General features: G+C 57.9%; 24 protein-coding genes. 14 read left to right on the top strand and 10 right to left on the bottom strand.

Annotated elements, in window-relative coordinates:
* Nucleotides 1-115: 115 nt before the first annotated feature.
* The 3 genes from QPM17_RS17055 to QPM17_RS17045 all read right to left on the bottom strand — a co-directional run bounded on the left by QPM17_RS17055 (nucleotide 116) and on the right by QPM17_RS17045 (nucleotide 2762).
* Nucleotides 116-898 carry a MetQ/NlpA family ABC transporter substrate-binding protein gene (locus QPM17_RS17055; protein ID WP_285392151.1) on the bottom strand — a complete coding sequence of 261 codons (783 nt, stop codon included), beginning with the start codon at nucleotides 896-898 and terminating at the stop codon, nucleotides 116-118.
* 179 nt (nucleotides 899-1077) lie between these two features.
* Nucleotides 1078-1755, bottom strand: a complete 678-nt coding sequence (locus QPM17_RS17050) for a methionine ABC transporter permease (protein WP_285392149.1) — start codon at nucleotides 1753-1755, stop codon at nucleotides 1078-1080.
* Nucleotides 1755-2762, bottom strand: a complete 1008-nt coding sequence (locus QPM17_RS17045) for a methionine ABC transporter ATP-binding protein (RefSeq protein ID WP_285392147.1) — start codon at nucleotides 2760-2762, stop codon at nucleotides 1755-1757. The genes QPM17_RS17050 and QPM17_RS17045 overlap by 1 nt, the downstream gene beginning before the upstream one ends.
* Before the next feature lie 202 nt (nucleotides 2763-2964).
* Here QPM17_RS17045 and QPM17_RS17040 point away from each other — a divergent pair, with 202 nt between their 5' ends.
* Nucleotides 2965-4386, top strand: a complete 1422-nt coding sequence (locus QPM17_RS17040) for an HDOD domain-containing protein (protein WP_285392145.1) — start codon at nucleotides 2965-2967, stop codon at nucleotides 4384-4386.
* A gap of 15 nt (nucleotides 4387-4401) precedes the next feature.
* Here QPM17_RS17040 and QPM17_RS17035 read toward each other — a convergent pair whose 3' ends face one another.
* Nucleotides 4402-5109: an anti-sigma factor gene (locus QPM17_RS17035; RefSeq protein ID WP_285392143.1), complete on the bottom strand. Its 708-nt coding sequence runs from the start codon at nucleotides 5107-5109 to the stop codon at nucleotides 4402-4404.
* A complete protein-coding gene (locus tag QPM17_RS17030; protein ID WP_285392141.1) occupies nucleotides 5106-5663 on the bottom strand; it encodes a sigma-70 family RNA polymerase sigma factor in 558 nt (185 codons plus the stop codon). The genes QPM17_RS17035 and QPM17_RS17030 overlap by 4 nt, the downstream gene beginning before the upstream one ends.
* A 171-nt stretch (nucleotides 5664-5834) precedes the next feature.
* On the opposite strand from QPM17_RS17030, the gene QPM17_RS17025 reads away from it, so the two are divergent.
* The 4 genes from QPM17_RS17025 to QPM17_RS17010 all read left to right on the top strand — a co-directional run bounded on the left by QPM17_RS17025 (nucleotide 5835) and on the right by QPM17_RS17010 (nucleotide 9884).
* Nucleotides 5835-7304 (top strand): DUF4331 domain-containing protein, encoded by a 1470-nt coding sequence (locus QPM17_RS17025; RefSeq protein WP_285392140.1) that lies wholly within the window; start codon nucleotides 5835-5837, stop codon nucleotides 7302-7304.
* Between the two features lie 12 nt (nucleotides 7305-7316).
* The gene (locus QPM17_RS17020) at nucleotides 7317-7559 is read left to right on the top strand and encodes a hypothetical protein (RefSeq protein WP_285392138.1); all 243 of its coding nucleotides are present in this window, start codon (nucleotides 7317-7319) and stop codon (nucleotides 7557-7559) included.
* 94 nt (nucleotides 7560-7653) lie between these two features.
* Entirely contained in the window at nucleotides 7654-8763 is a 1110-nt protein-coding gene (locus tag QPM17_RS17015; RefSeq protein WP_285392176.1) for a tetratricopeptide repeat protein, read from the top strand.
* Complete coding sequence (locus tag QPM17_RS17010) at nucleotides 8760-9884, top strand: HupE/UreJ family protein (RefSeq protein WP_285392136.1); 1125 nt, start codon at nucleotides 8760-8762, stop codon at nucleotides 9882-9884. Before QPM17_RS17015 ends, QPM17_RS17010 begins: the two co-directional genes overlap by 4 nt.
* A gap of 53 nt (nucleotides 9885-9937) precedes the next feature.
* On the opposite strand, the gene QPM17_RS17005 is transcribed toward QPM17_RS17010, so the two are convergent.
* The gene (locus tag QPM17_RS17005) at nucleotides 9938-10570 is read right to left on the bottom strand and encodes a hypothetical protein (protein WP_285392134.1); all 633 of its coding nucleotides are present in this window, start codon (nucleotides 10568-10570) and stop codon (nucleotides 9938-9940) included.
* Between the two features lie 149 nt (nucleotides 10571-10719).
* Nucleotides 10720-12207 carry an amidase gene (locus QPM17_RS17000; protein ID WP_285392132.1) on the bottom strand — a complete coding sequence of 496 codons (1488 nt, stop codon included), beginning with the start codon at nucleotides 12205-12207 and terminating at the stop codon, nucleotides 10720-10722.
* A gap of 52 nt (nucleotides 12208-12259) precedes the next feature.
* Between QPM17_RS17000 and QPM17_RS16995 the strand changes: the two genes are divergently transcribed.
* Together QPM17_RS16995 and QPM17_RS16990 are read left to right on the top strand one after the other, a co-directional pair.
* Complete coding sequence (locus QPM17_RS16995; protein ID WP_340367026.1) at nucleotides 12260-13378, top strand: hypothetical protein; 1119 nt, start codon at nucleotides 12260-12262, stop codon at nucleotides 13376-13378.
* Between the two features lie 15 nt (nucleotides 13379-13393).
* Nucleotides 13394-14158, top strand: a complete 765-nt coding sequence (locus tag QPM17_RS16990; protein ID WP_285392130.1) for a sulfite exporter TauE/SafE family protein — start codon at nucleotides 13394-13396, stop codon at nucleotides 14156-14158.
* A 7-nt stretch (nucleotides 14159-14165) separates the two neighbouring features.
* Here the strand turns inward: QPM17_RS16990 and QPM17_RS16985 are convergent, their stop codons facing one another.
* On the bottom strand, nucleotides 14166-16520 hold the full coding sequence (locus tag QPM17_RS16985; RefSeq protein ID WP_285392173.1) for a sensor domain-containing diguanylate cyclase: 2355 nt from the start codon (nucleotides 16518-16520) through the stop codon (nucleotides 14166-14168).
* A 223-nt stretch (nucleotides 16521-16743) separates the two neighbouring features.
* Here QPM17_RS16985 and QPM17_RS16980 point away from each other — a divergent pair, with 223 nt between their 5' ends.
* The 7 genes from QPM17_RS16980 (at nucleotide 16744) to QPM17_RS16950 (ending at nucleotide 20699) form a co-directional block, all read left to right on the top strand.
* Nucleotides 16744-17541, top strand: a complete 798-nt coding sequence (locus QPM17_RS16980) for a MotA/TolQ/ExbB proton channel family protein (protein WP_285392128.1) — start codon at nucleotides 16744-16746, stop codon at nucleotides 17539-17541.
* Complete coding sequence (locus QPM17_RS16975; protein WP_285392127.1) at nucleotides 17528-17929, top strand: ExbD/TolR family protein; 402 nt, start codon at nucleotides 17528-17530, stop codon at nucleotides 17927-17929. Before QPM17_RS16980 ends, QPM17_RS16975 begins: the two co-directional genes overlap by 14 nt.
* Nucleotides 17926-18336 (top strand): ExbD/TolR family protein, encoded by a 411-nt coding sequence (locus QPM17_RS16970; protein WP_285392125.1) that lies wholly within the window; start codon nucleotides 17926-17928, stop codon nucleotides 18334-18336. Before QPM17_RS16975 ends, QPM17_RS16970 begins: the two co-directional genes overlap by 4 nt.
* Nucleotides 18336-19121, top strand: a complete 786-nt coding sequence (locus QPM17_RS16965; RefSeq protein WP_285392124.1) for an energy transducer TonB — start codon at nucleotides 18336-18338, stop codon at nucleotides 19119-19121. Before QPM17_RS16970 ends, QPM17_RS16965 begins: the two co-directional genes overlap by 1 nt.
* A gap of 198 nt (nucleotides 19122-19319) precedes the next feature.
* Nucleotides 19320-19838, top strand: coding sequence for an Hcp family type VI secretion system effector (locus QPM17_RS16960; protein ID WP_285392122.1), 519 nt, complete (start codon nucleotides 19320-19322; stop codon nucleotides 19836-19838).
* 53 nt (nucleotides 19839-19891) lie between these two features.
* Entirely contained in the window at nucleotides 19892-20239 is a 348-nt protein-coding gene (locus QPM17_RS16955) for a hypothetical protein (RefSeq protein WP_285392120.1), read from the top strand.
* Nucleotides 20240-20249: 10 nt separating this feature from the next.
* Complete coding sequence (locus QPM17_RS16950) at nucleotides 20250-20699, top strand: hypothetical protein (protein ID WP_285392118.1); 450 nt, start codon at nucleotides 20250-20252, stop codon at nucleotides 20697-20699.
* A gap of 192 nt (nucleotides 20700-20891) precedes the next feature.
* Here the strand turns inward: QPM17_RS16950 and QPM17_RS16945 are convergent, their stop codons facing one another.
* Both QPM17_RS16945 and QPM17_RS16940 read right to left on the bottom strand, forming a co-directional pair.
* Nucleotides 20892-21026 (bottom strand): hypothetical protein, encoded by a 135-nt coding sequence (locus tag QPM17_RS16945; RefSeq protein WP_285392117.1) that lies wholly within the window; start codon nucleotides 21024-21026, stop codon nucleotides 20892-20894.
* A 129-nt stretch (nucleotides 21027-21155) separates the two neighbouring features.
* On the bottom strand, nucleotides 21156-21776 hold the full coding sequence (locus tag QPM17_RS16940; RefSeq protein WP_285392115.1) for a type IV toxin-antitoxin system AbiEi family antitoxin domain-containing protein: 621 nt from the start codon (nucleotides 21774-21776) through the stop codon (nucleotides 21156-21158).
* Nucleotides 21777-21828 lie beyond the last annotated feature (52 nt).

Here is a 21828-nt window from a genome sequence, read left to right as displayed (position 1 = left end):
GATGTCTCATAAAAAAATAACCGCGAGCCATGTCGCGGCTATTTTGCCAGCTTCGGAGGCTGTTTTCACACAGCCTCATATGCCCGGCTTTTTTCATACTCGTTTCCGCCTCGATTCAGAACGCCGGAACCACGGCTCCTTCGTAGTTCTCTTCAATAAAGTTCCTGACGTCCTCAGAGGTCAGCGCTTCGGCCAGCTTACGGATGGCCTCTTCATCAGCACGATCCTCGTGGGCCACCAGGATGTTCACGTAGGGTGACTCCGCACCTTCAATTACCAGTGCATCCTCTGTCGGCTTCAGGCCCGCTTCCAGTGCGTAGTTGGTGTTGATCAGCGCCAGGTCCACCTGGTTCAGGATGCGCGGCAGCGTCGCGGCTTCCAGTTCCTTGAAGTCCAGATTCTTGGGGTTGTCAGCAATATCACGGGGTGTTGCGGTGATCTTGCTGTCGTCTTCCAGGGTGATCAGGCCGGCTTTCTGCAGCAACAACAGGGCACGGCCGCCGTTGGTTGGGTCGTTGGGAATGGCAACGGTAGCGCCATCTTCAAGCTCTTCCAGCGAGTCGATCCTGCTGGAATAGGCGCCGAAAGGCTCGACGTGAACCCCCACAACACTCACCAGATTGGTACCGCGGCCATCGTTGAATTCGTCCAGGTACGGCTGATGCTGGAAGAAATTGGCGTCCATCCGCTTCTGGTCCACCTGTACGTTCGGCTGAACATAATCGGTGAATACCTTCACATCCAACTCGACACCCTGTTCCGCCAGCTTCGGCTTAACGAACTCCAGGATTTCAGCATGGGGTACCGGCGTTGCCGCCACGGAAAGTTTTTCCGCAAACGCGGCGGAAGAGAATGTTGCAACGGCAGCCAGCGCTACCAGTGTCTTCTTGAGTTTCATAAGTCTTCTCCTGTTGGATTCCGTAAACAATGTCTTCAGGCTTGGGAGTACGGCAGGAGGTGGGAGGCCGCTTCCGAAAAACGCCCGTGAATACGTCCATGTAGGGCTCGGTCGCGCCATCCATGGCGCTCCACGTTTTCGGAAGCGGCCTCCCACCCCCTGCCTATATCAAGCTGTTGCTATCTGCGGCTGAAATATAAGACAAGGCGATCACCGGCCATTTGCAGAAGCTGCACGAAAATTACCAACAAGGCGACAGTAATTACCATTACATCGGTCTGGAATCGTTGATAACCGAAGCGGATGGCCAGATCGCCCAAGCCTCCACCGCCGACAACGCCCGACATGGCGGCATAGGACACCAGCGTAATCGCGGTAACCGTTATACCTGCAATGATCCCTGGCAATGCCTCAGGCAGCAGGGCACCAAAAACGATCTGCTTTACGTTTGCCCCCATGGCCTGCGTGGCTTCAATGATGCCCCGGTCTACTTCCCGCAGGGAGGTCTCCACCAGGCGGGCAAAGAACGGAGCGCCGCCAGCGACCAGGGGCGGAATTGCACCGGCAACACCAAGAGATGTACCGATCAGCATCACCGTGAACGGTATCATCACGATCAATAGGATAATAAAGGGCACTGAGCGCAGCACGTTTACCACGAACGACAGCACCGCATAGGCTATGGGCTGCTCCAGCAGCTGCCGCTTGCCGAACAGGAACAGCAGCACGCCAACCGGCAAACCAATCAGCACGCTGAACAGCAGCGACATGCCCACCATCACCAGGGTGTCCCAACTGGCCCAGCCTATTTCGGTCCAGTCGACGTTGGTGAACAAACTCTCCATCAGGGCTTCCATCAGCGCAGTACCTCCACATGGACATCCGCGGCTTCCAGCGCCTGCATGGCGGTATCAAGATCTCCGCCTACCAGTGACAGGGTCAGCTGGCCATAGGGGGTGTCCTTGATGTGATCAATGCGGCCGGAGAGGATGCTGAAATCCACTCCCGATTCCCGCGCAACGCTGCCCAGCAGGGGCGTGTAAGTGGACTCGCCGCGGAACGTCAGGCGCAGGATGCGTCCTTTGGCGTGCTGGAGATCCTGTTGCATTTCTTCCCGGTCAATATTCTCACTTTCGAAGACGAAGTCCCTGGTGGTGGGGTGTTTGGGGTGCAGGAACACGTCACTGACCGCACCCATTTCCACCACCTCGCCGGCATCCATGACCGCTACCCGGTCGCAGACTCGGCGTACCACGTCCATTTCATGGGTGATCAGTACGATGGTCAGGCCCAGTTCGCGGTTGATGTCTGCCAGCAGCCTCAGCACCGACTGGGTAGTTTGCGGATCAAGGGCACTGGTAGCTTCGTCGCACAGCAGGATTGTTGGGCGACAGGCCAGGGCCCGGGCGATGCCCACGCGCTGTTTCTGGCCACCCGAGAGCTGTGAGGGGTACTTGTTCGCCTGATCCACGAGGCTGACCCGCTGCAACAGTTCATCCACCCGGTCACGGATTTCGGTTCGGGAATAGATGCCGGCCAGCTTCATGGGAAAGGCGATATTGTCCGCCACGGTTTTCGAGGATAGCAGGTTGAAGTGCTGGAAGATCATGCCCACTTTGCGGCGAAAGGCGCGCAACTCACTGGCGTTATAGCCGGTGATGTTTTCATCATCGATCAGGATACGGCCGCCTGTAGGCGGTTCCAGCAGGTTGATCAGTCGCACGAGGGTGGATTTCCCCGCGCCGGAATGGCCGACGATGCCAAACACCTCGCCGGTTTCGATGGTCATACTGGTGGGGTGCAATGCGGGGATCGCCCGCCCGCCTACCTGGTAAGACTTCTGTACCTCATCAAATACAATCACAGCTCTGCCTTGTGAGCGCCTTGTCCGCGCCTTGTGGGCGCAGAGTTAAAACCGACGATTATAAACCAATCCGGGATCAAACCCGAATCCGCGCCCTTGGTAGATCCCCTTACACCATCCACCACCTGACACAGACTGCCTTACTGGACTAAACTCGTCCTTCAAAGGAACCTTTTATACCCCTTCCAAGGCGCACGATATTTTGACCACAAAAAACGAGACTCCGCCCTCAAGGATGAACTCCACCCAGGCATGGGTCACCTACCTGAGCAAGATTGAGCTGCCGGTACTGGCAAATACACTCCGCAGAATCGACGAGCTGACCGACAGCAGCAATAGTACTGTCAACGAACTGGCCAACGTGATTCTCAATGATGCCCAGCTTACGTCCCAGGTCCTGCGGCTTTCCAATACCGTGTTCTACAACCAGACCCGTACCCAGGTCAGTACCGTAAGCCGGGCAATCACCCTGATCGGTTTTGATGCCGTGAAATCCATGGCCATCTCGTCGCTGATTGTCGATTCCCTGCTCAAACGTAACGACCGTCCGCACCTGTTACGGTGCCTGGCCCGCGCCATTCACGCTGCGGTTCAGGCCCGCTGCCTGCTGCCCAAGCGTAACGAGCATGCTCTGGAAGAGGTCTTCATCGGTGCCCTGTTGATGAATATCGGCGAACTGGCATTCTGGTCCTGTGAGACCGATCAGGCCAGTGAACTTGAAGCCAGACTGCGCGCCGGTGAGCCGCCGGTAGAGTCACAGAAAGCGGTGCTTCACACAACGTTTGCCGAAATTACCCGGGGCCTGGTGGAAGCCTGGTCACTGGGCCCGTTCATCAAGGAGGTGGTGGCACCGGGTCAGGCCAACTCGAAAGCGGCCAGCCTGGTACGACACACCGTTGAGATGGCAAAGCTGTCCGAGAACGGCTGGCGCGGCAAGGACATGGAAGCCGTGATGGAGGCGCTGGGCAAGGACATCGGAGAAAACCCCGCCGTTGTCAGGGATAAGCTCAAGATCAACGCCGGTGAAGCGGCCCGGGTCGCGGTTTCGCTGGGCATCCCCCAGGTCACCGCACTGATGCCCGGCAGCCAGAGCGACTCCGGGAAGGACGCCGCCCAGGCTCCGGAAGTAGACCCTGTCCTGCAATTGCAGATTCTCAGGGACCTGACCCACAGCCTGACTGACAAACCGGATATCAACGAAGTGTGTCAGCTGGTGATCGAAGGCATACACCGGGCGGTGGGCATGCAACGGGTCGTGCTACTGATGAGCGACCGCAGCGGACTGCAGCTGATCCCCCGAAAACTCGGGGGCAAGGGCACAGAAAGCTGGAAAGAGAACTTCACCATCCGCAAGGACGGTACCGGCCCGCTGGGCGCACTGCTGCCTCACGCCAGTTGTTACGTCTACCAGCCCAAATCAGGGATGGAAACTGTGCCCTATGATCGCTGGCTGGGCAATGTGCCTGCACTGGTGGGCCCACTAAAGGCAAAGGGGCGGCTTGTGGGCCTGTTCTATGCCGATAATGCCGCCGCCGACTACGTGCCATCCGATGACCAGCTTAGCGCGTTTGGTCACTTCGTCCAGAATGCCCAGCTTTGCATAACGTTGCTGTCCAATAGCTGACCCGCCACGGGCGGATCAGAGCTCATACAGCTTGGCCACGTGCAGAATCGGCCCCGTAGGTGCGCCGGTTGGTGACCCGCCCACCGGCTCCAGGCTGATGGCAAGGGTTCTGCTGCTGCTCAGCAGTTCCCGGGTTTCGGCGTCGAGGGTCACCTGATAGGTATCCCCCACGGGCATTACTCCCAGCGACACTGGCTGGCCGTCTTCCGGCACGATCCACAGTTCGTAGTCCTTACCCTTTTCGGCCGCCGTTGCGGCAACGGGACGCAACTTCAGTCGCCTTTCAAAAGCGGACTCACTCACCAGCCATAGCGGGTCGGTCAGCTCCGCCTGCACAATGGCACCAGACAGTCGCTCGTCATCCATGGGCACCGGCTGCTGCAACAGGATGACCGCCAGAACCAGCGCGGCCGCTGTTGCCACCAGGCTCCATCCGGGCCACAACCAGCGTCCGGCGCCATCATTGGCCGCTGTGGCCGACAACGCTGCCTGGCGCCTGGGCCAGAGTCGCTGCTCAATACCAGACCACACCGACGCCGGGGGTGCTTCTTCCTGTATCTGTTGCCCCAGATATCCCAGCTTTTCCTCCCAGAACCAGACCTCCTGACGGACCCGGACCGACTCCATCATCCAGCGTTCAAAGCGCTGGCGTGCCGCCCCGCGGAGGGACCCCAGAACATATTCGGCGGCCAGTGCCTCTATTCTTTCCGGTGTTTTTTTCATCGTTCCAGGCACCTCTTCAAGGCCATCAACCCGCGCCGAATCCAGCTTTTGACAGTCCCGATGGGGGAGCTCAATGCCTCAGACAGCTCATCATGGGTAAAGCCCCGGTAATAAGACAACAGGATACTGTCCCGCTGGGCCTCGGACAGCTCCTCGAGGCAGCCAGTGAGCTGTGCGGCCCCTGCGGTGCGAAGGGATACATCCAACGGTCCCTCGCGGCCGTCTTCTAACTGTTCAAGGTGGCTATCGCCCGCTGTCTGCTTCGACTTTCTGGCCCTCATCAGGTCCAGAGTACGGTATCGCGCAATCGTCAGCATCCAGCTCAGGGGAGCTCCACGGTCATTGTGGTATTCACCGGCATGGTGCCAGATCTGCACGAAAGCATCCTGCACTGCCTCCTCCGCCAGGTCTCGCTGATTTGCAAGTTTCAGACAAAGACCGAACATCCTGCCGGAGATTTTCTCATAAAGTCGCTGGAATGCCTGCCGGTCTTCACGGGCAACTGCAACCAGCAGGCCCATGAGCTCATCCTGTTCTGTATCAATGGCCGTCATATCCGAATTCCAATGGTCTGTTTTCAGGATCTATACGCACCTTACGTTCAGTATTGCCGGAACGATGCACCCTGAATACGACAACAGCAATTTTTTTATCAGGGGTGCATCTTTCTCTGCGCCCTCTGCGTTCCCTCCTCTGCAACACCCACAACAGAAGAGGAAAGCGGAATGAATACACTCTTTAAACGCTCCGGCCTCGCACTAGCTGTAGCCGGCCTGTGCCTGACCACTGGTCTGGGGCATGCCTCCAGCCACCGGGAAGCACCCTTCATCACAGAAGTTCCAAAAGTCGACGGTACCGATTTCTATATGTTCCGCAGTTATGAAACCGGACGTGAAGACTTCGTCACCCTGATCGCCAACTACCTGCCGCTGCAGGACGCCTACGGTGGGCCGAACTACTTCGATCTGGACGAGGATGCGGCTTACGAGATCCACATCGACAACAGCGGCAATGCACAGGAAGACATCACCTTCCGTTTTCAGTTCTCCGACACGCTGAACGACATACAGCTGGCCGTTGGGCCTGACGGCGAGCAGGAAATGGTTTCCGTGCCGCTTAAGAACATTGGCGACGCCAGCAACGGTGATAACGTTCAGTTCAGCCAGGAGTACACAGTAGAGGTTATCCGGGGCGATCGTCGCACCGGCACTGTGCAGACAGCAACCAACGCCAGCACCGGCACGGATACCTTCGCCAAGCCGCTGGACAATATAGGCGGCAAGTCGTTCGCGGACTACGAAAGTTATGCCAACACGCATATCTTTGACATTGCCATTCCCGGCTGCGGTACCAATGGTCAGGTATTTGTCGGGCAGCGCAAGGAAGCCTTCGCTGTTAACCTCGGCGAAATCTTCGACCTGGTCAACACCAACCCCCTTGGCCCCCGTGATGGCGAAGGCCCGGGCGATCTCGCCGACAAGAACGTGACCTCATTCGCCCTGGAAGTGCCCACAGACTGTGTCACAGGCACGGCAGCCACGGCCTCGGGCGACCCGGTGATCGGTGGCTGGACCACTGCCAGCGTTCGTCAGGCCCGGGTACTTAACCCGGCACCAACCGCAAACGGCAAGGGCGCCACGGTCGAAGGCGGTGCCTGGACCCAGGTATCCCGTCTCGGTATGCCGCTTGTCAATGAGGTGGTGATCGGGCTGAAAGACAAGGACCGGTTCAACGCCAGTGAGCCCAGGGACGACGGTCAATTTGCCACTTATGTTACCCATCCCACGCTGCCTGAACTGTTGGAAATACTCTTCCCGGTAGAGGCGCCCAACAACTTCCCACGCAATGACCTTGTCAGCGCGTTCCTGACCGGTGTTCCGGACCTGAATGGACCCGACGGTGTCACAGCATCGGAGATGCTGCGCCTTAACCCGGCGATTGCTACCACTGCACCAGGCAGTCAGAACGACCTGGGTGTGCTTGGCGGCGATAATGCAGGCTTCCCCAACGGCCGTCGCCCGGTGGATGACACCGTGGACATCGCGTTGCGCGTTGCCATGGGCGTGTTGGCCGATCCCGCGGATGCACCGGACGGTGACCTTGAATACACAGACGGCGTCCAGCTGGATCCGACGGAGCTCAGGGAAACCTTCCCGTACCTGGCCACCCCGATCGCAGGGTCACCCAACAGCTAACAGGAGGCCATGATGGGTTTACTACTTAAAACAGCATGTCTGGTTGTGGTGACTGCGGCACTGACTGCCTGTTCCAACGACTCCAGCAGTAACCGGGCGCCAAGGCCGGACCCCGCTGTGGATTTCACGACTTTCGTGAAGACACAGATTGAAAACACGGATGACACCCGTGAAGCGGTCCTTATCAACAATCAGGAGTTCAGCTTCAATGACCAGAACAATGAACAGGCTTTCGACGATCTGTTCATGCAATAAGACCCAACGTCGGCTCTCAGCGCACCTGAAGCCGGCGTACACATTCCCTGCCCGGTCGGGCAGGGCTTTTTGTGCCGGGCTGTTATTGCTGAAGATGTTGGCGGGGCTGGCTGTTTTTTGCGCCACCGCAACCGCTTCGCCGGGGCCTATCGAGACAGAGTTCGACAACACCGAGATTCTTGTAGAGTTGCCGGAGCCGGCGCTTACCGCTCCAGCAGCTCCGGATTCACCAGAACAGCTGGCAGGCCTGGTTCGCCGCCAGATCGACCGTGCCAGAAGCAGTGGGGACCCGCGTTTTCTTGGCTATGCCGAGGGTGCATTCCAGCAGTGGCAGGGAGATATGACAGGCCGGCTCCTGGTGCTAAGGGCCACCCTGGAACAGAGCCTCCACCGTTTTGACAATGCCCGGAACGATCTGGACACCGTCATCACCGGAACCGGCGACCCACAACAGAAAACCCAGGCAATACTGCTGCTTGCCAACATGGAAACCGTACAAGGCAGATATGACGCCGCGGAGACCCACTGCAGGCAACTGCAACAACGCTATCCCGGACTGATTGCAGACAGTTGCCTCGCCCAGTTACGCGCCCGTACGGGCAGCCCCCGAAAAGCCTACCAGGCACTCAAGCGCCAGACTTCCTCTGCCAAGGCCGACATCACCAACAGGCTGTGGGCTGAGGGCACCCTGGGAGATATTGCAGCGCAACTGGGCATGCCGGAAGCGGCCGAACACTGGCGAGCGGTACTCAGTGTGAGCCCCGACGATCTCTATACCCGTGCCCAACTGGCTGACTGGCATCTTGGTCAGAACCAGACCGACACCACCCTGTCCCTGACCGAAGGCTATGAGAAAGTGGATTCCCTCGCCGTTCTGAGGGCCATCGCGATGGTCCGTTCCGGTCACCCGAATGCCAGCATCATGGTAGAGAATCTGAGGGAACGGTTCGCGGAGGCGCGCTGGCGCGGCAACCTTCTTCATCAGCGAGACATGGCGCGCTTCTACCTGGATATCGAGAACGATACCAGCACAGCATTGGAGTATGCCCGGGGCAACTGGCGTACGCAGCGCGAACCCCTGGATACCCGTCTGCTGCTCCGTACTGCCCTCGCCACGGGTGACAACCAGTTGGCTCAGGAGGTCAGATCCTGGCTTGATAAGCACCGGCAGACCGACGCCCGCTATCCGGAGGCGGAATCATGAAAAACAAAGGGCATGCTGCCAGGATTACGTTACCGGTCACGCTGTTGTTGCTGCTGTTTTCAGCCGTTGCCTGGGCCCATAAAGCCAGTGACAGTTTTATCTACGTGGATCAGGACCAGTCCGCTCTGCGCATTGACGTGGCGTTACGGGACCTGGCCCTCGTGCTACCGCTGGATCGCAATGGCGACCGGAAACTCAGTGGCTCGGAGCTCCGCGCGAACCGCGACCGGATAACACGATGGACGGAACAGGGAATAACGCTGTCCAATGCCAGTGGCGCTTGTCGAATGACGGGGCAACAATGGGGTCTGGCCAGTCACAGCGACGGACCCTACGCTGCGGCCAGCTATCACATAGACTGTCCCGACGGCAGTGCGCCTGAAAAACTGGAGTACAATCTTCTGTTCGCCCAGGACCCGCTGCACCGCGGCCTGGTCAGTCTGGAAACCGGCGAAATCAGTGCCGTCGGGGTGCTAGGCCCGGACAGAAGGATGTTTTCGCTGACGGCGGAAGCAGCGCCAGGCAACCTGGCCCTGTTCGGGACCTTCGTTAATGAGGGGATCATCCACCTGTTGATTGGCCTCGACCACATTCTTTTTCTGCTGGTTCTGATGCTGCCGGCCACGCTGCGAAAGCAAACCGACACGGAACAGGCCGGGTTCAAACGGCGGCTAACGGAGCTGGCCGGTATCGTAACCGCCTTTACCGTGGCTCACTCGATTACCCTGGTCCTGGCCGCACTTGAAATCGTTCGACTGCCCATTGCCTGGGTGGAGGCCGTTATTGCGCTATCCATTGCAGTGGCCGCGATTAACGTGAAGTGGCCAATACTGGGGGAAAAGACCTGGAAGCTGGCCTTCGGTTTCGGGCTGATACATGGTTTCGGCTTTGCCAGCGTTCTTGGTGACCTTACCAGCGGCGTATCGCAAACCGTCACTGCCCTTGCCGGATTCAACATTGGTGTGGAGCTGGGACAACTGGGACTGCTGGTCGTCCTGTTCCCACTGTTCTATCTGTGGGGCAAAACGAGACATTACGGCAGGGCTGCCGTGCCGGTGATGTTGATCGCGGTTGGTGCAATCAGCCTGTACTGGGTTGCTGAAAGAACACTGGCGATCTGAGGTTCGAGGTCACCGGTATCTCGCGATAGCCGGGGACCTCGCCAGGCCTCCAGTCAGTGCAGGGCCCTGAGCTGGCGCGGATACAATGCCGCGCTGACTTCAGGTTCCTCCAACAGATCCGCCAGTTCCATATCCACCTCGGTTTCCTGGCCTTCATCCGGCAGAGGCTCAAACAGGGTGTTGAGCCACGACGTTACAGAAGGCGCCTCATCGCGGCCGTATTCCGTTGAAAGGGCCTTGATTCGGCGGAAACCGATGATCCGCTGGTGCTTGGGATCACGGATCTGTTCAAAACCACGCCAGTATATCCGGTCGCGGGTATGCAGCTGCACAAACAGTGTGTCAATTGGCTCGGCCGGGTCTTCACCCCGTACCGGCTCATCGTCGTTATCATCAATAGCGCGGGCTGACTCTGACCCTGCGTCAGCTTTCGCCGGCTTCTTGTTGCGAATGGTGGTCCACGCCGGATAGAGCACGGCCACCGCGTCGGCTTCCACATGCTCGCGGGCGGCGCGGAGGATCAGTCCCCAGCGGGCCTTGTCGGCATCGGTTTCAAGAGAGTTAATGGGCAAGTCGTAGCTTTGTTCACTGGACAGAACAATGGCCATCATCGGGGCATCAAGCTCCCCCATGGCCTCAGCCTGTGCTACAGACACCAGTTCGTCGATTGCCATCGGTTGGTTCATAATACGCTCGCCTCCTCGATGCCATCAGGGTCTTTCAGGGAGAAAGGGTTCTCCCTGACTCACAGCATAGCCTGTTACTGCCATAAAGATAAACGTGGATGCGGTGATCACGGATCACAATACGTCATTTTTTGTTTCGGAGCGTAGTTTCAGATCATGGCCTCCAGCAGCTCGTAACGGCCAAACCAGGGGCTGGCGTCTTCCAGTTGCGCCGCCAATTGCAACAGGGTGGCTTCGTCACCATGGGGCGCCCCGAACTGCACCCCCACCGGCAGCCCGGAAGCTGTCCAGTACATGGGTACCGACATGGCCGGCGTTCCGGTCAGGTTGGCCAGTTGCGTAAAGGGGGTACGGGCCAGGCTCTCCAGCGCCATCTGGTCCACCTGACCACTGCGGTGCACCAGTTTACCGGCCTTGAGCATCAGCATCAGGCGAGCCGCCAGCTGAAGGTGGCCCGGTGTGTCCAGCTCACCGATCTTTGCTGGCAACTGCCCCGCAGTAGGGCACAGATACATATCGTAACCCTGGAAAAATGCCCCGAGTGCCCGGGCGAAGTCATTCCACTGTTGCCGCCGACGAACATATTCCGGCAGCGGCATGGTCCGGCCCAACATGGCAAGCAGTCGGGTATCGAGCTCAAAATCCTCATCCCGGGCACCAAACTCGGCCTTTGCCTTGTCCATCAGGGTCGATACCTCACCAAAATAAAGGCCCAGGTAACAACGGGCCAGCGCCATGCCATCGAACTCAGGGCGGGCGTACTCCACCTCGTGACCCAGTGTCTCCAGCACCCGTGCAGTGTCTTCAACGGCATCCACGCACTCCCTCGCTACATCGGTATCATAGGGGGAGGATGTAAACACACCGATTCTGAGGCGACGCGGTGCCTGCTGCATCAGCTCCGCATAGGGCGCTGGCGGCGGTGCGATATTGAATGGATCGCCTGTGGCGGGACCGGACAGAACGTCAAGCATGGCGGCGCTGTCGCGGACGGTGCGCGTCACCACATGGTCGGTTGAGGCGCCTGTCCAGGCCTCTCCGACAAAGGGGCCCGATGAAATCCGTCCACGAGAGGGTTTCAGCCCGAACAGTCCGTTATAGGCCGCCGGAATACGTATGGATCCGCCGCCATCATTGGCGCCCGCCATTGGCACAATCCCCGCTGCGACTGCAGCCCCTGAGCCACCACTGGAGCCACCAGGCGTAAGTTCAGTGTTCCAGGGGTTACGGGATGCACCCCACAGTTGCGATTCAGTCACTGCCTTGAGACCAAACTCCGGTGTTGCCGTGCGGCCAAGAAATACCAGCCCGCCTGCGCGGGCTTGCCGAACATACTCCGAATCCTGCGGCGCAATGTTGTTTTTCAGCCCACGACTGCCAAATGTACAGGGATGCCCCTGTTGCTCCTGGGCAAGATCTTTAAGCAGCATAGGGACGCCGGAAAAGGTACCATCCGATGGATAGGACTGGTCCAGCGCCTCAGAGAACTGGGGATAACAGATGGCGTTCAGCCTGCCGTTCACAGCGGCTGCCCGCTCAACGGCAGCCTCACAGACTTCTCGGGCTGACACTTCTTTGCGGCGAATCAGGTCGGCAAGCGCTACCGCATCGTACCGGAGGTATTCAGATTGCTTCATGATCGATTCCGTTTGTTATTCTGAATTCTGAAGAATGAGGGAACCATCGTCTATGAAACCGATTCCCAGGCGTCGCTCACTTGCTGTCGCTTTCATGGTCATGACCATTATTGCACCAATTCTGTGCGCCGGCGAACAAGCGCCAGAACCCGTGGGTAACTGGACCAGCATCGTCCGCAGCTCGCCTTACTGGATGAGCCAGGGGGTATATCAGAACATCATTACCATCCGGCGCTGGGTTCTGAAGGAGTCCGGGTACTGCTCTGACACCGACCGGCATATTCTCTTCGATATGCGCGGTCAGTTCCTTGGCTATATTGACGATGGAAACAGCCGCGAGGCGACCCAGAAACGCCTCAATGACACCAGGCGTTCCCTGGCTGCCAGCGGCCGCGCGGATAGCTGGGCAGCCGGCGGCCCTGGCAGAACCGGCTATCCCTTCGCACTGGCCTGTGACCAGCCTCACGTCAACATTGACGAAGCCGTGGCCCGTTACCTGGGGACCCTGCCCACGGAGCTGATATGGGGCGCCTGGGACGATCTGACGTTCGCTACACAGGATAATCCCGGGCCCCTCCACGATGCCCTGATGTACGTCTATGAAACACGCCAGCGACAGCAACGAAACAATCTGCCGGCAACATTGACAAAGTACCTTGCCGGGCAGGTACTGATCGAAAGCAGTGGCCAGCAACGGGCGCATTCCGTGGCCAACGCCAAGGGTATACTGCAGTTGTCACCCTCGGCACTCAACGACTGCCAGATCAAACCGGCCAATCACTGGCACCGGCTGGCCCAGATCGACTGCGCCCTCAGACTGATGGACCAGAATGCCCGCAACCTGCAGGAACCGTTTGACACACGCTTTGGCCACCTGCCCGAAGACAAACGTGATCAGCTGTTTACTCTACTGCTGGTCCAGGCCTACCACGGTGGGGCGGGCCGGGTAAGTGCCCTGCTGGATGATGAAACCCTGTCCAGACCCGCTGCCTACTTCGCTGATAAGCACGAGAATTTCAGCGCAGGCGATATCGCTTTTGGTATGGTGTTTCATAACCTCGGGCGTGACCGGTTGGGCCTGGCGTCACTGTACTATGTTGCAGACGTTCAACTCGCCACGGAAGCACTGTGCAAAACCGCACGCCTTCGCGATACGTCATTCTGTGAATAGAGCCGGGAGCCCGCGGTGGAGTTCGCCCTGATTCCGGAAGGCCTGACTGCCGCAAGCGCAGGCTTCCTGCTGTTGTGTTCGATCATAACGTCCATGATTACCGCCAGCCTGGGTGCAGGGGGTGGCGTGTTGTTGTTGGTACTGATGGCGTTCTGGATTCCGCCAGCTACGATTATTCCGGTGCATGGCATGATCCAGCTGGGCTCCAATGCAGGGCGGGCAACACTGACCTGGCGTCATACTGACTGGAAATCCATTGCGGCCTTCGCACCTGGCGTGATTCTGGGAGCAGGGCTGGGGGCATGGATACTGGTGGACCTGCCTGCCTACCTGTGGCAACTGACAATCGGACTGTTTGTACTTTACCTGTGCTGGGGCCCCGCATTGCCCCGCTCGGTGTTCGGCACCACCGGGATTTTTCTCGCCTCCGCCCTCACCAGCTTTATCACTCTGTTTGTGGGCGCGACGGGGCCTTTGGTGGCATCATTCATCAAACAGATGCACACAGACCGCTTCACCACAGTGGCCACTTTTGCCACGGCCATGACCCTTCAGCATGCCCCAAAAGCCCTGGTTTTCGGGGTTGCGGGTTTTATGTTCCGGGACTGGGTGCTGTTTATCCTGGCAATGGTCGCCTGCGGTTTTGCTGGCACCTGGCTGGGGCTTCGCGTGCTCAGAACCATGAGTAACCGCTACTTCAGCCGCGCATTCAATGTCCTGCTGACACTGCTGGCCCTGCGCCTGCTCTGGCAGGCCGGAGGCTCTGCAGGCTGGTGGTAGGGTCACCTCAGACAAGCCGGCCCTCGGGAGGCAGGGGGACCGTAACCACCTGATTGCGGCCCTGGGCCTTGGCGGCATATGTGCCTTCATCAGCCCTGGCCATCACCTCACGCGGGCCAGAGTCGGCCCCGGACATTTCCGTAAGACCAAGACTGGCGGTGACACCAAAGGTCTTTCCGTCCTGCTCGATGCGGATTCCTTCAATCCCCCGACGAATGGTTTCCGCCAGTTCGACGGCCCGGTCCAGACCGCATGCAGGCAGAATGATGCCGAATTCATCACCCCCAAGGCGTGCTACCGTGTCGGACTGTCGCACGGACGCCTTGAGCAGATCGGAGATACGCCCCAGCAGATCATCTCCCATCAGGTGTCCCCCTTCATCATTGACCGGCTTGAAGTAATCCAGATCAATCAGCATCAGCACGCTGGCAACTGTCTTCTTGTCAGCATCGCCCAGGCATTTCACCAGGGATGAATTGAAAGCACGTCGATTGAGAAGCCCCGTGAGGCTATCGTGGGTAGCTTCCCAGGACAGCCGCTCTTCTTCACGGCGGCGCTGGCTGTCATCCCTGATCACCAGCACCAGCCGGTGATGATCACTGCCCCTGCGAAGGTGAAGCATGGCCAGGTCCACATCAAAGGCGCGGCCCCGGCTGTTTTTCATGGTGGCATAAAGACTGTCCACATCGGCACTGCGGAGGAAATCGTCCAACTCCCAACGGCGGTTTTCATTTTCTATCGAGACCCGCTCAAAGAAATTGGCCTGTTCGCACCCATGAGGAAGCCCCAGGAAACCACAGGCAGCCTCGTTGGCATAACGGATAAACCCACCGTTATCCAGCATTAACACGCCCTCCTTGAGGACACCAAGAATACTGTCGGCACGCTCCTGTTCCTCGGCCAGTTCCGCCTCGATCTCCAGCTCGTGGGTTATATCGCGAACCACGGTGATTGTCCCCAGGGTGCGCTCGTCAGTACCAATGACCGCCGTCATTACGTCCGCCCAGACCAGTTGTTGCTGATCCTTGCGGGTTTTCAGGCGGAACCGGCCCAGGAAAACGGTGTTTTCTCTCAGCGCCCTGTTCCAGTCGCCTACGGCGCTGACACGGTCCTCCTCATAAACCCCTTCGAGCAGGGGCGTGTGTAGAAGATCATTGGAGTCGGTACCGACAATCTGCTCAAAAGCCGGGTTAACAAATTCAATCCGCCCCAGTACATCGGTCTGGATAATACCGATCGGTGCACTCTGGGTAAGAGAACGGAAGAAAGCCTCGCGCTCAGCCAACGATGCCATCACCTCATCCCGCTCTTCCATGACCGTATTGAAGGTTTCTGCCACCTGGCGGATTTCCGAACCACCGGCCACATCCACCGGTTCGGTGCGGATGCCCAGATGACGCTCACTGATCTGGAAACCAAGATTGCGTAACGGCTTCATCAAACGCCGGAAAACCAGCAGAGCCAGTGGCGCCGTCACCAGAATCACAATCAGCAGCAGCTGCACGAAACTGTCCGTCAGCCGGCTGACCGGGGCATAGGCTTCGTCTGCAGGCCACACAGCGGCCACGAACCAGGGTGCCTGGGACATCTGCCGCACTGACATAATGGTATTGGTGCCTTCCTGGTTAGTGGCGCTCAGGGTGCCCTCAAAACCGGACATGGCATCACGCAGGACCGGATTCTCAAGCCTCAGTGGCGTCATGGTCTCACCGGTGCGACCGTGAGCAAGGGTGATACCGCTTCGTGTAGCGATGCCGACGTAGCCGGTCCTGCCGATGCGTACCGTGCTGATTTCTTCCATGAAATTGTCCCCGGTAAGCATGACTGCGCCGCCGAGAACCCCGATAAACCGCTGACGATGATCGAAAATGGGAGCGGTAATCATAATGGCCGGCCGGTCCTTGTAGTTGGACACGTAGGGTTCGCTGATAACCGGCGTGAGCTGGTTGGAGGTCTGCTGGAAATACTCCCGTTCACTGACGTTCAGCCCGGTCTGTTGGTACTGCTGCGGATGTTCCGCAATCACCGTTCCTTCCGTGTCGAACAGGTAGACCCCGTCAAACAGGTGCTGGAGCGCTATTTCGCGCCTGATCAGTACACGGGCCCGGGACGTCAACACGTTTTCTTCCATGGCAAAACCCTCAGCCACATGGGCAAGGGTATCCCGCCTTTGCGACAGGCGGGCGTCCAGCTCCCCGGCAACCAGATCCGCGATGGTCTCAACCTGCTCCCTGGCCTGGGCCTCAAGTTCGGACCGGGCAACCATGGAACTCACCAGAGCCACGGCCAGTGCCGCCAGTACGATAGCGAGAATCACAAAGGCAACAGCCCGGTTAACCAGGCTGGCAAACCAACGCTTCATTAACACAGTGGCAGGGCTCCCGAACGCCGGAAGCAGTTAACGAAGCGCACCGACGTTCTTGAGGAAATACCAGCAGTGTGACTCACAAGGCAAAACACCGATTCCTGAAATGGACCAACCATGGACAGTTTAACAGACACCCCGGATTTAAGAGGTTACAGGACTTGCAAATTCAATGATAATCGTTACTATTTAGATCTACTTTACTGTTCGAGGTTTCCAGATGTCAGATCCCCTGTTCACTGACGCCACCGGAATCAGTACCGGCCCGGTCAGCCAGCTGGTGGAAATGGGCGGTCCGGTAATGATGGTGCTGCTGGCGATTGCAGTCGCAGGCATCGTCACCTTTGTTTACCTCATGTTGTACGGGGCTTTTTTTGCGCCCAGATTTACTGCCAAACTTAAAAACGCGATTAAATTCTGGCAACAGAAGCCCGGACGCGAGGTCCCCGGCCAGCTCCAGCGCAGCGCCGGCCGTTACACACGCCTGAACCCACTGCACCATCTGGTAGTCAATACCATGAGCGCCCGCCTGAACGGGACGGATGCCCAGCAGATACGGGAGTCCGTGGCCAAGGATGCCCATGACGCTCTGGAGCCTTTCGAGGCGCCGCTGAAAATCATTGAAGTCATAGCCGCGCTAGCACCGTTACTGGGTCTTCTGGGCACCGTCATGGGTATGATGGAAGCCTTCAGTGCCATGGCGGCGACCGAAGGCCGGGCGAACGCGTCCCAGTTGAGTGGGGGCATCTACGAAGCCCTGACCACCACCGCGGCGGGTCTTGTGATTGCTATTCCATTTGCCGCCCTGGCAGCCTGGATCGAATTCCGGCTCCGGCGGATCCAGAAAACCATAAACAGTGCCCTTGTCACCGTGCTATCGGTGCCGGAAGCCGCATTGTCAGACCACGAAACAGCAGACGACACAACGCCTGACGCAGAATCTGCAAAAGCACCGCGTCCATTTGCCGATTACTCCGGAACAGAACATCGGGGCCGCCTGGCCAATGCAACTGGTTGAACCAAGACCGGGACGCCCGGTTCCCATCCGCATTACACCGCTGATTGACGTGGTTTTTATCCTGCTGGTGTTCTTCATGCTCACCAGCCGCCTGCTGCCCGTGAGTTTTATGGAGCTGAGTAACACCACCGGCAATACCAGCCCCATTACCGGGCAACCGCTGCCGGAAGTCACGGTTGAACGGGATGGTAAAGCAAGCTGGAAGGGCCACACCTACGCCATCGGGGCGCTGGCGGGCCAGCTCAAGGCCCGAGGTATCGACGAAATCAACCTGGCCACCGCGCCCAACACGCGCCTGACCGATTTCACCACCGCCTTCAGCCAGCTCTCGGACAGCGGCATCACTACCCACTGGAAACGCTCAAAACAGCCCGCGGAGCAACCATGAGCGATCTGGTTCCGCCCCCGGTCACATCCGGGAAGTCCCTGATGGAGCGCCTGGAAGATGCCCTCCTGCCGCTCATCAACCTGGTATTTCTGTTGCTGATGTTTTTTATCGTGGCGGGCCAGCTGTCGGATACGCCGTTACCGGACCTTCCCGGCACCGGCAACCAGGCAGCCAGCGAACAGCCCCATGCCGACCTCATAGTTACGGCAGACGGGGAGTGGCAGGTGGGCGGCCAAACCGTCGCCTCCAAAGGTCTCCCCGATGTACTGCCGGCACCGGACAGAGAATCCCCCCTGAAAATTGCTGCCGAACAGAACATCGCCATGGACAACCTGGAAACCCTGCTCGGAGTGCTTGAGGACATCGGCTACGAGGAAGTCATCCTGTTGACGGAGCCCGCCAACTGATGGGTGCCAGTAAAACCGTCCGCGGCCTGCTACTGATCATCGCCATTGCCATTACCGCCGTCGCCCTCGTGATCGCGGCGCCTGAGCGTGTGCCCGAACTGAAGCCACTTGGAGACTCGGCGGTCAATTCCGCCCCGGCATTGCGGATATCCCTGGCCGGGGCCAGAAAACCGAAGGAAACCGCCGCCCCCGAACCAAAGGTTCAGGAGCAGCCTCCAGAGCCGGAACCGGAACCTGAACCTGAACCTGAACCTGAGCCGGAACCTGAACCTGAACCTGAACCCGAACCCGAGCCTGAGCCTGAGCCTGAGCCTGAGCCTGAGCCTGAGCCTGAGCCTGAGCCTGAGCCTGAGCCTGAGCCTGAGCCTGAAATAGTGGAGCAGGTGGCTGAAGTCAACACAACGGAAAGTGATAACAGTCCAGAAGCGCCCACGGAGAATACCGCCGAGGAAGAAAACCCCAACCAGCAGGTTGAGCTCACGGCCGGCGCCTCCTCCGATGTGGACAGCTACCTTACCAAGCTGAGCCGGCACCTGAGCCAGTTCTATGAATACCCGCGCCGTGCCCGCCGCCTGGGACAGGAAGGCTCGCCGGTTCTGGTGTTCGAATTCAACCGCGATGGCGAGCTGGTGCAGTATTTCCTGCGCAAGTCCTCGGACCACTCACTGCTGGACTATGCCGCTCTCGACATGCTTGAGGATGCAGAACCTCTACCCAGAGTGCCGGACTCCATGAAAGGCGAAACGTTCACCTACGCCCTGCCGGTAAGATTCCGTCTGCGCTGAGCAATAGTTTGCCCGACCAGCAAGATCTCGCCCCAAAGCCAGCAACGGATTGCCTGGCTGACCCCGCAATTACTCTCCAGAAACCTCTTAACCATTGTTATTTATAGATTTTTTATTTATGGCACGACCTTTGATAATGAGTAGGTGTCCAGGGAAAACCCGGGGACACTTATTCATTCAATCGTCATGGAGCAGACTATGCCAACTCCTTGTTATATCAGCATCGAAGGCCAGACCCAGGGGAACATCACCGCCGGCGCATTCACGTCCGATTCCGTAGGCAACATCTACGTTGAAGGCCACGAAGACGAAGTGCTTGTCCAGGAATTCAGCCACGTTGTAACGGTTCCGACTGACCCCCAGTCCGGCCAGCCTTCAGGCCAGCGCGTTCACAAGCCGTTCAAGTTCACCTCTGCACTGAACAAGGCAACACCGCTGATGTACAACGCCCTGGCTTCCGGTGAAATGCTGCCGAAGGTTGAGCTGAAGTGGTACCGCACCTCTGTTGAAGGCAAGCAGGAGCACTTCTTCTCCACCATCCTGGAAGATGCCACTATCATCGACATCAACTGCAATATGCCGCACTGCCAGGACGCTGCCAGCGCCGACTTTACCCAGCTGGTAACCGCTTCCCTGTCCTACCGCAAGATAACCTGGGAGCATGCTGTTGCCGGTACTTCCGGTGCTGACGACTGGCGCTCGCCGATCGAGGGGTAATCACCTAACAAGGGCTCCTGCGTGGGGCCCTTTCGCTTTTCAAGGATGAAAATATGGATAGTCAATTGTCAGCCGAAGACATTGATAAAATCAGAGCCATCATGAAGGCGTTCTTCGGCCAATCTGTTGCTTCGGGTTTTACTGAGAGCAGCGTAACCGAAGAGACTGTGCGCGCTATCGCCCATATGCTCGTGGAAACGGTTGATTGCAGTAGGTGGGTTGATGCAGTTCCTTCTCCGCAGGACCTGCTCCGGCCAACGCGAAGGATCACAAAATGGGCTTTACGCCTGATTCGAGAGGCAGGGAAACCTTTTCTGCAGAACGAAGTGAGGGTAAGCTGGCTGTGTCGGAATGTCCGTTCTGGTCAATTCAGATCCTCTATCGAAACGACATTGAGATGAGACTCCCACCATGCCAAGGATAGGTCTAGCTTTAGCGTTTGTACTTTTGCTCTCGGGCTGTGCATCCCATTTTTCACTGATCATTCAACCATATAGCGAATTATCTATAGAGGTGCCAAATGAGATGTTCTCCTCTGTTAAGGCGAGGGATGGTGAACTTCTTTTTCTGAGAAACAATCGAATCATAGGTTTCGTTAAATCCGATGAGATTCCTAGCACCGTAAGCTCGGATTCAGCACTCGACACATCAATGACTCTCTTTGAAAGCGCCGATCAGGGCTCTAGCAAACCAGTTTGGATAGAGAAGATTCCTGAAGCACAGGTATTTGGAGTAGTTCAGGGAGATTTTAGAACCGTATTTATCGTACCCGACAACCAAGCCCAGTCTCTCATTACCTTCCAGGGTCCAACTGAAAGCTCAGCGTCGATACGCATTAATGGCGCAAAGATTTCGAATTAATCGACCCGGCATATTCTGGCGTAGTCCATCAGCTTGCCGGTTAAGAGTGTTTTATGAAAGCGTTCATGGCTTGCGGGATTTTTTTGATCAACCTGATCTCGGGTTGCGCTTCTTTCGACCAACAACCCATCGAGTTTCGCACTTCCAATGACATAGCCTTCTGGTATCTGAGCCGTGCCCAAGGAACTAAAGTTAAGCTACCCATTTCCGGCCACTAGCCGCAATGCGCTGATTATCGTGCTGTTGGAAAATCTCCGGCTTGCAGGCTTCGTAGAGAGCAGTCACCGAGTTCAACTCAATATCCCGCTCCATGGCGTAATACTGCAACAGCTCCTGAAAGGGGCGTTTTTCTTCCCGGGACTTACTTCAGCAGTTTCTGGCGAACAGACGCGGTGGTGTTTTTGGCCATCGTGATCTCCTTTCACTTTGGTTATTCCGGTGATCGACTGATTCCATTCACAGCCTGGCTTCCACATAGGGCGCCATCACATTAGCGACCCGGCAGATTCTGGCGTATTCCATCAGTTTGCCCGGAAGGAAGGTTTTACGGGTGCGATAAAGCTCCAGCGCCTCCAGCACCACATCCATGCCGATGCGGTTCCGGAACTTGAAGCAGTCCGCAAGGGTTTTCTCCGGGTTGTAGACGTTCAGGGTAATTCCATCCACATCCACATGCTCAATGCCTGCACTGAATGCCCGCCCGGAGAGCCGGTACCCGGCCACCGGCGGATAATCCAGAACCGGCAAACGGGCACCCCGCTCCACCGCCAGATACACCTGATGGGGGACCTGCGTGGTGATGCCGTGCCAGTCCAACGCTGAGATCAGACAGAGTACAGCATGGGGAAAACGAGTGACGGCGGCGACCAAATCGGGATTTTCAATCGGCGGAAGATCCGCCAGCCGGTACAGACCGCGGCTGACCGGCTCAATCAGCCCCTCGTCCCGGAGCTGATAGAACTGGTACCGACTAAAGCCCTGGGCCAGCGCCTCGCTCAGGCGAAGCTGGCCGCCGTGCTGGCGGAACATGGTTTGGAGTTGTGCCCGGAAAGGTCGGGCGGAGCCGGAATCAGACAAACTGTCACCACTTATTTATATCTGGTAACAGTTTGTCTGATTAAGAGCGCCG

It is taken from the genome of Marinobacter azerbaijanicus, from assembly GCF_030250645.1.
GTDB classification, from domain to species: domain Bacteria; phylum Pseudomonadota; class Gammaproteobacteria; order Pseudomonadales; family Oleiphilaceae; genus Marinobacter; species Marinobacter azerbaijanicus.
This window is presented reverse-complemented; position numbering and strand designations above follow the sequence as displayed.

Excerpts from the sequence above, each read along its gene's own strand:
- QPM17_RS17005 (WP_285392134.1), bottom strand. The coding sequence starts at position 10,570 with ATGAACCAACCGATGGCAATCGACGAACTGGTGTCTGTAGCACAGGCT.
- QPM17_RS17030 (WP_285392141.1), bottom strand. The coding sequence starts at position 5,663 with ATGACGGCCATTGATACAGAACAGGATGAGCTCATGGGCCTGCTGGTT.
- QPM17_RS16955 (WP_285392120.1), top strand. The coding sequence starts at position 19,892 with ATGGATAGTCAATTGTCAGCCGAAGACATTGATAAAATCAGAGCCATC.
- QPM17_RS16985 (WP_285392173.1), bottom strand. The coding sequence starts at position 16,520 with ATGAAGCGTTGGTTTGCCAGCCTGGTTAACCGGGCTGTTGCCTTTGTG.
- QPM17_RS17050 (WP_285392149.1), bottom strand. The coding sequence starts at position 1,755 with ATGGAAGCCCTGATGGAGAGTTTGTTCACCAACGTCGACTGGACCGAA.
- QPM17_RS16975 (WP_285392127.1), top strand. The coding sequence starts at position 17,528 with ATGCAACTGGTTGAACCAAGACCGGGACGCCCGGTTCCCATCCGCATT.
- QPM17_RS17025 (WP_285392140.1), top strand. The coding sequence starts at position 5,835 with ATGAATACACTCTTTAAACGCTCCGGCCTCGCACTAGCTGTAGCCGGC.
- QPM17_RS16950 (WP_285392118.1), top strand. The coding sequence starts at position 20,250 with ATGCCAAGGATAGGTCTAGCTTTAGCGTTTGTACTTTTGCTCTCGGGC.
- QPM17_RS17020 (WP_285392138.1), top strand. The coding sequence starts at position 7,317 with ATGGGTTTACTACTTAAAACAGCATGTCTGGTTGTGGTGACTGCGGCA.
- QPM17_RS16980 (WP_285392128.1), top strand. The coding sequence starts at position 16,744 with ATGTCAGATCCCCTGTTCACTGACGCCACCGGAATCAGTACCGGCCCG.
- QPM17_RS17015 (WP_285392176.1), top strand. The coding sequence starts at position 7,654 with ATGTTGGCGGGGCTGGCTGTTTTTTGCGCCACCGCAACCGCTTCGCCG.
- QPM17_RS16960 (WP_285392122.1), top strand. The coding sequence starts at position 19,320 with ATGCCAACTCCTTGTTATATCAGCATCGAAGGCCAGACCCAGGGGAAC.
- QPM17_RS16995 (WP_340367026.1), top strand. The coding sequence starts at position 12,260 with ATGAAACCGATTCCCAGGCGTCGCTCACTTGCTGTCGCTTTCATGGTC.
- QPM17_RS16970 (WP_285392125.1), top strand. The coding sequence starts at position 17,926 with ATGAGCGATCTGGTTCCGCCCCCGGTCACATCCGGGAAGTCCCTGATG.
- QPM17_RS16965 (WP_285392124.1), top strand. The coding sequence starts at position 18,336 with ATGGGTGCCAGTAAAACCGTCCGCGGCCTGCTACTGATCATCGCCATT.
- QPM17_RS17035 (WP_285392143.1), bottom strand. The coding sequence starts at position 5,109 with ATGAAAAAAACACCGGAAAGAATAGAGGCACTGGCCGCCGAATATGTT.
- QPM17_RS17000 (WP_285392132.1), bottom strand. The coding sequence starts at position 12,207 with ATGAAGCAATCTGAATACCTCCGGTACGATGCGGTAGCGCTTGCCGAC.
- QPM17_RS17010 (WP_285392136.1), top strand. The coding sequence starts at position 8,760 with ATGAAAAACAAAGGGCATGCTGCCAGGATTACGTTACCGGTCACGCTG.
- QPM17_RS17055 (WP_285392151.1), bottom strand. The coding sequence starts at position 898 with ATGAAACTCAAGAAGACACTGGTAGCGCTGGCTGCCGTTGCAACATTC.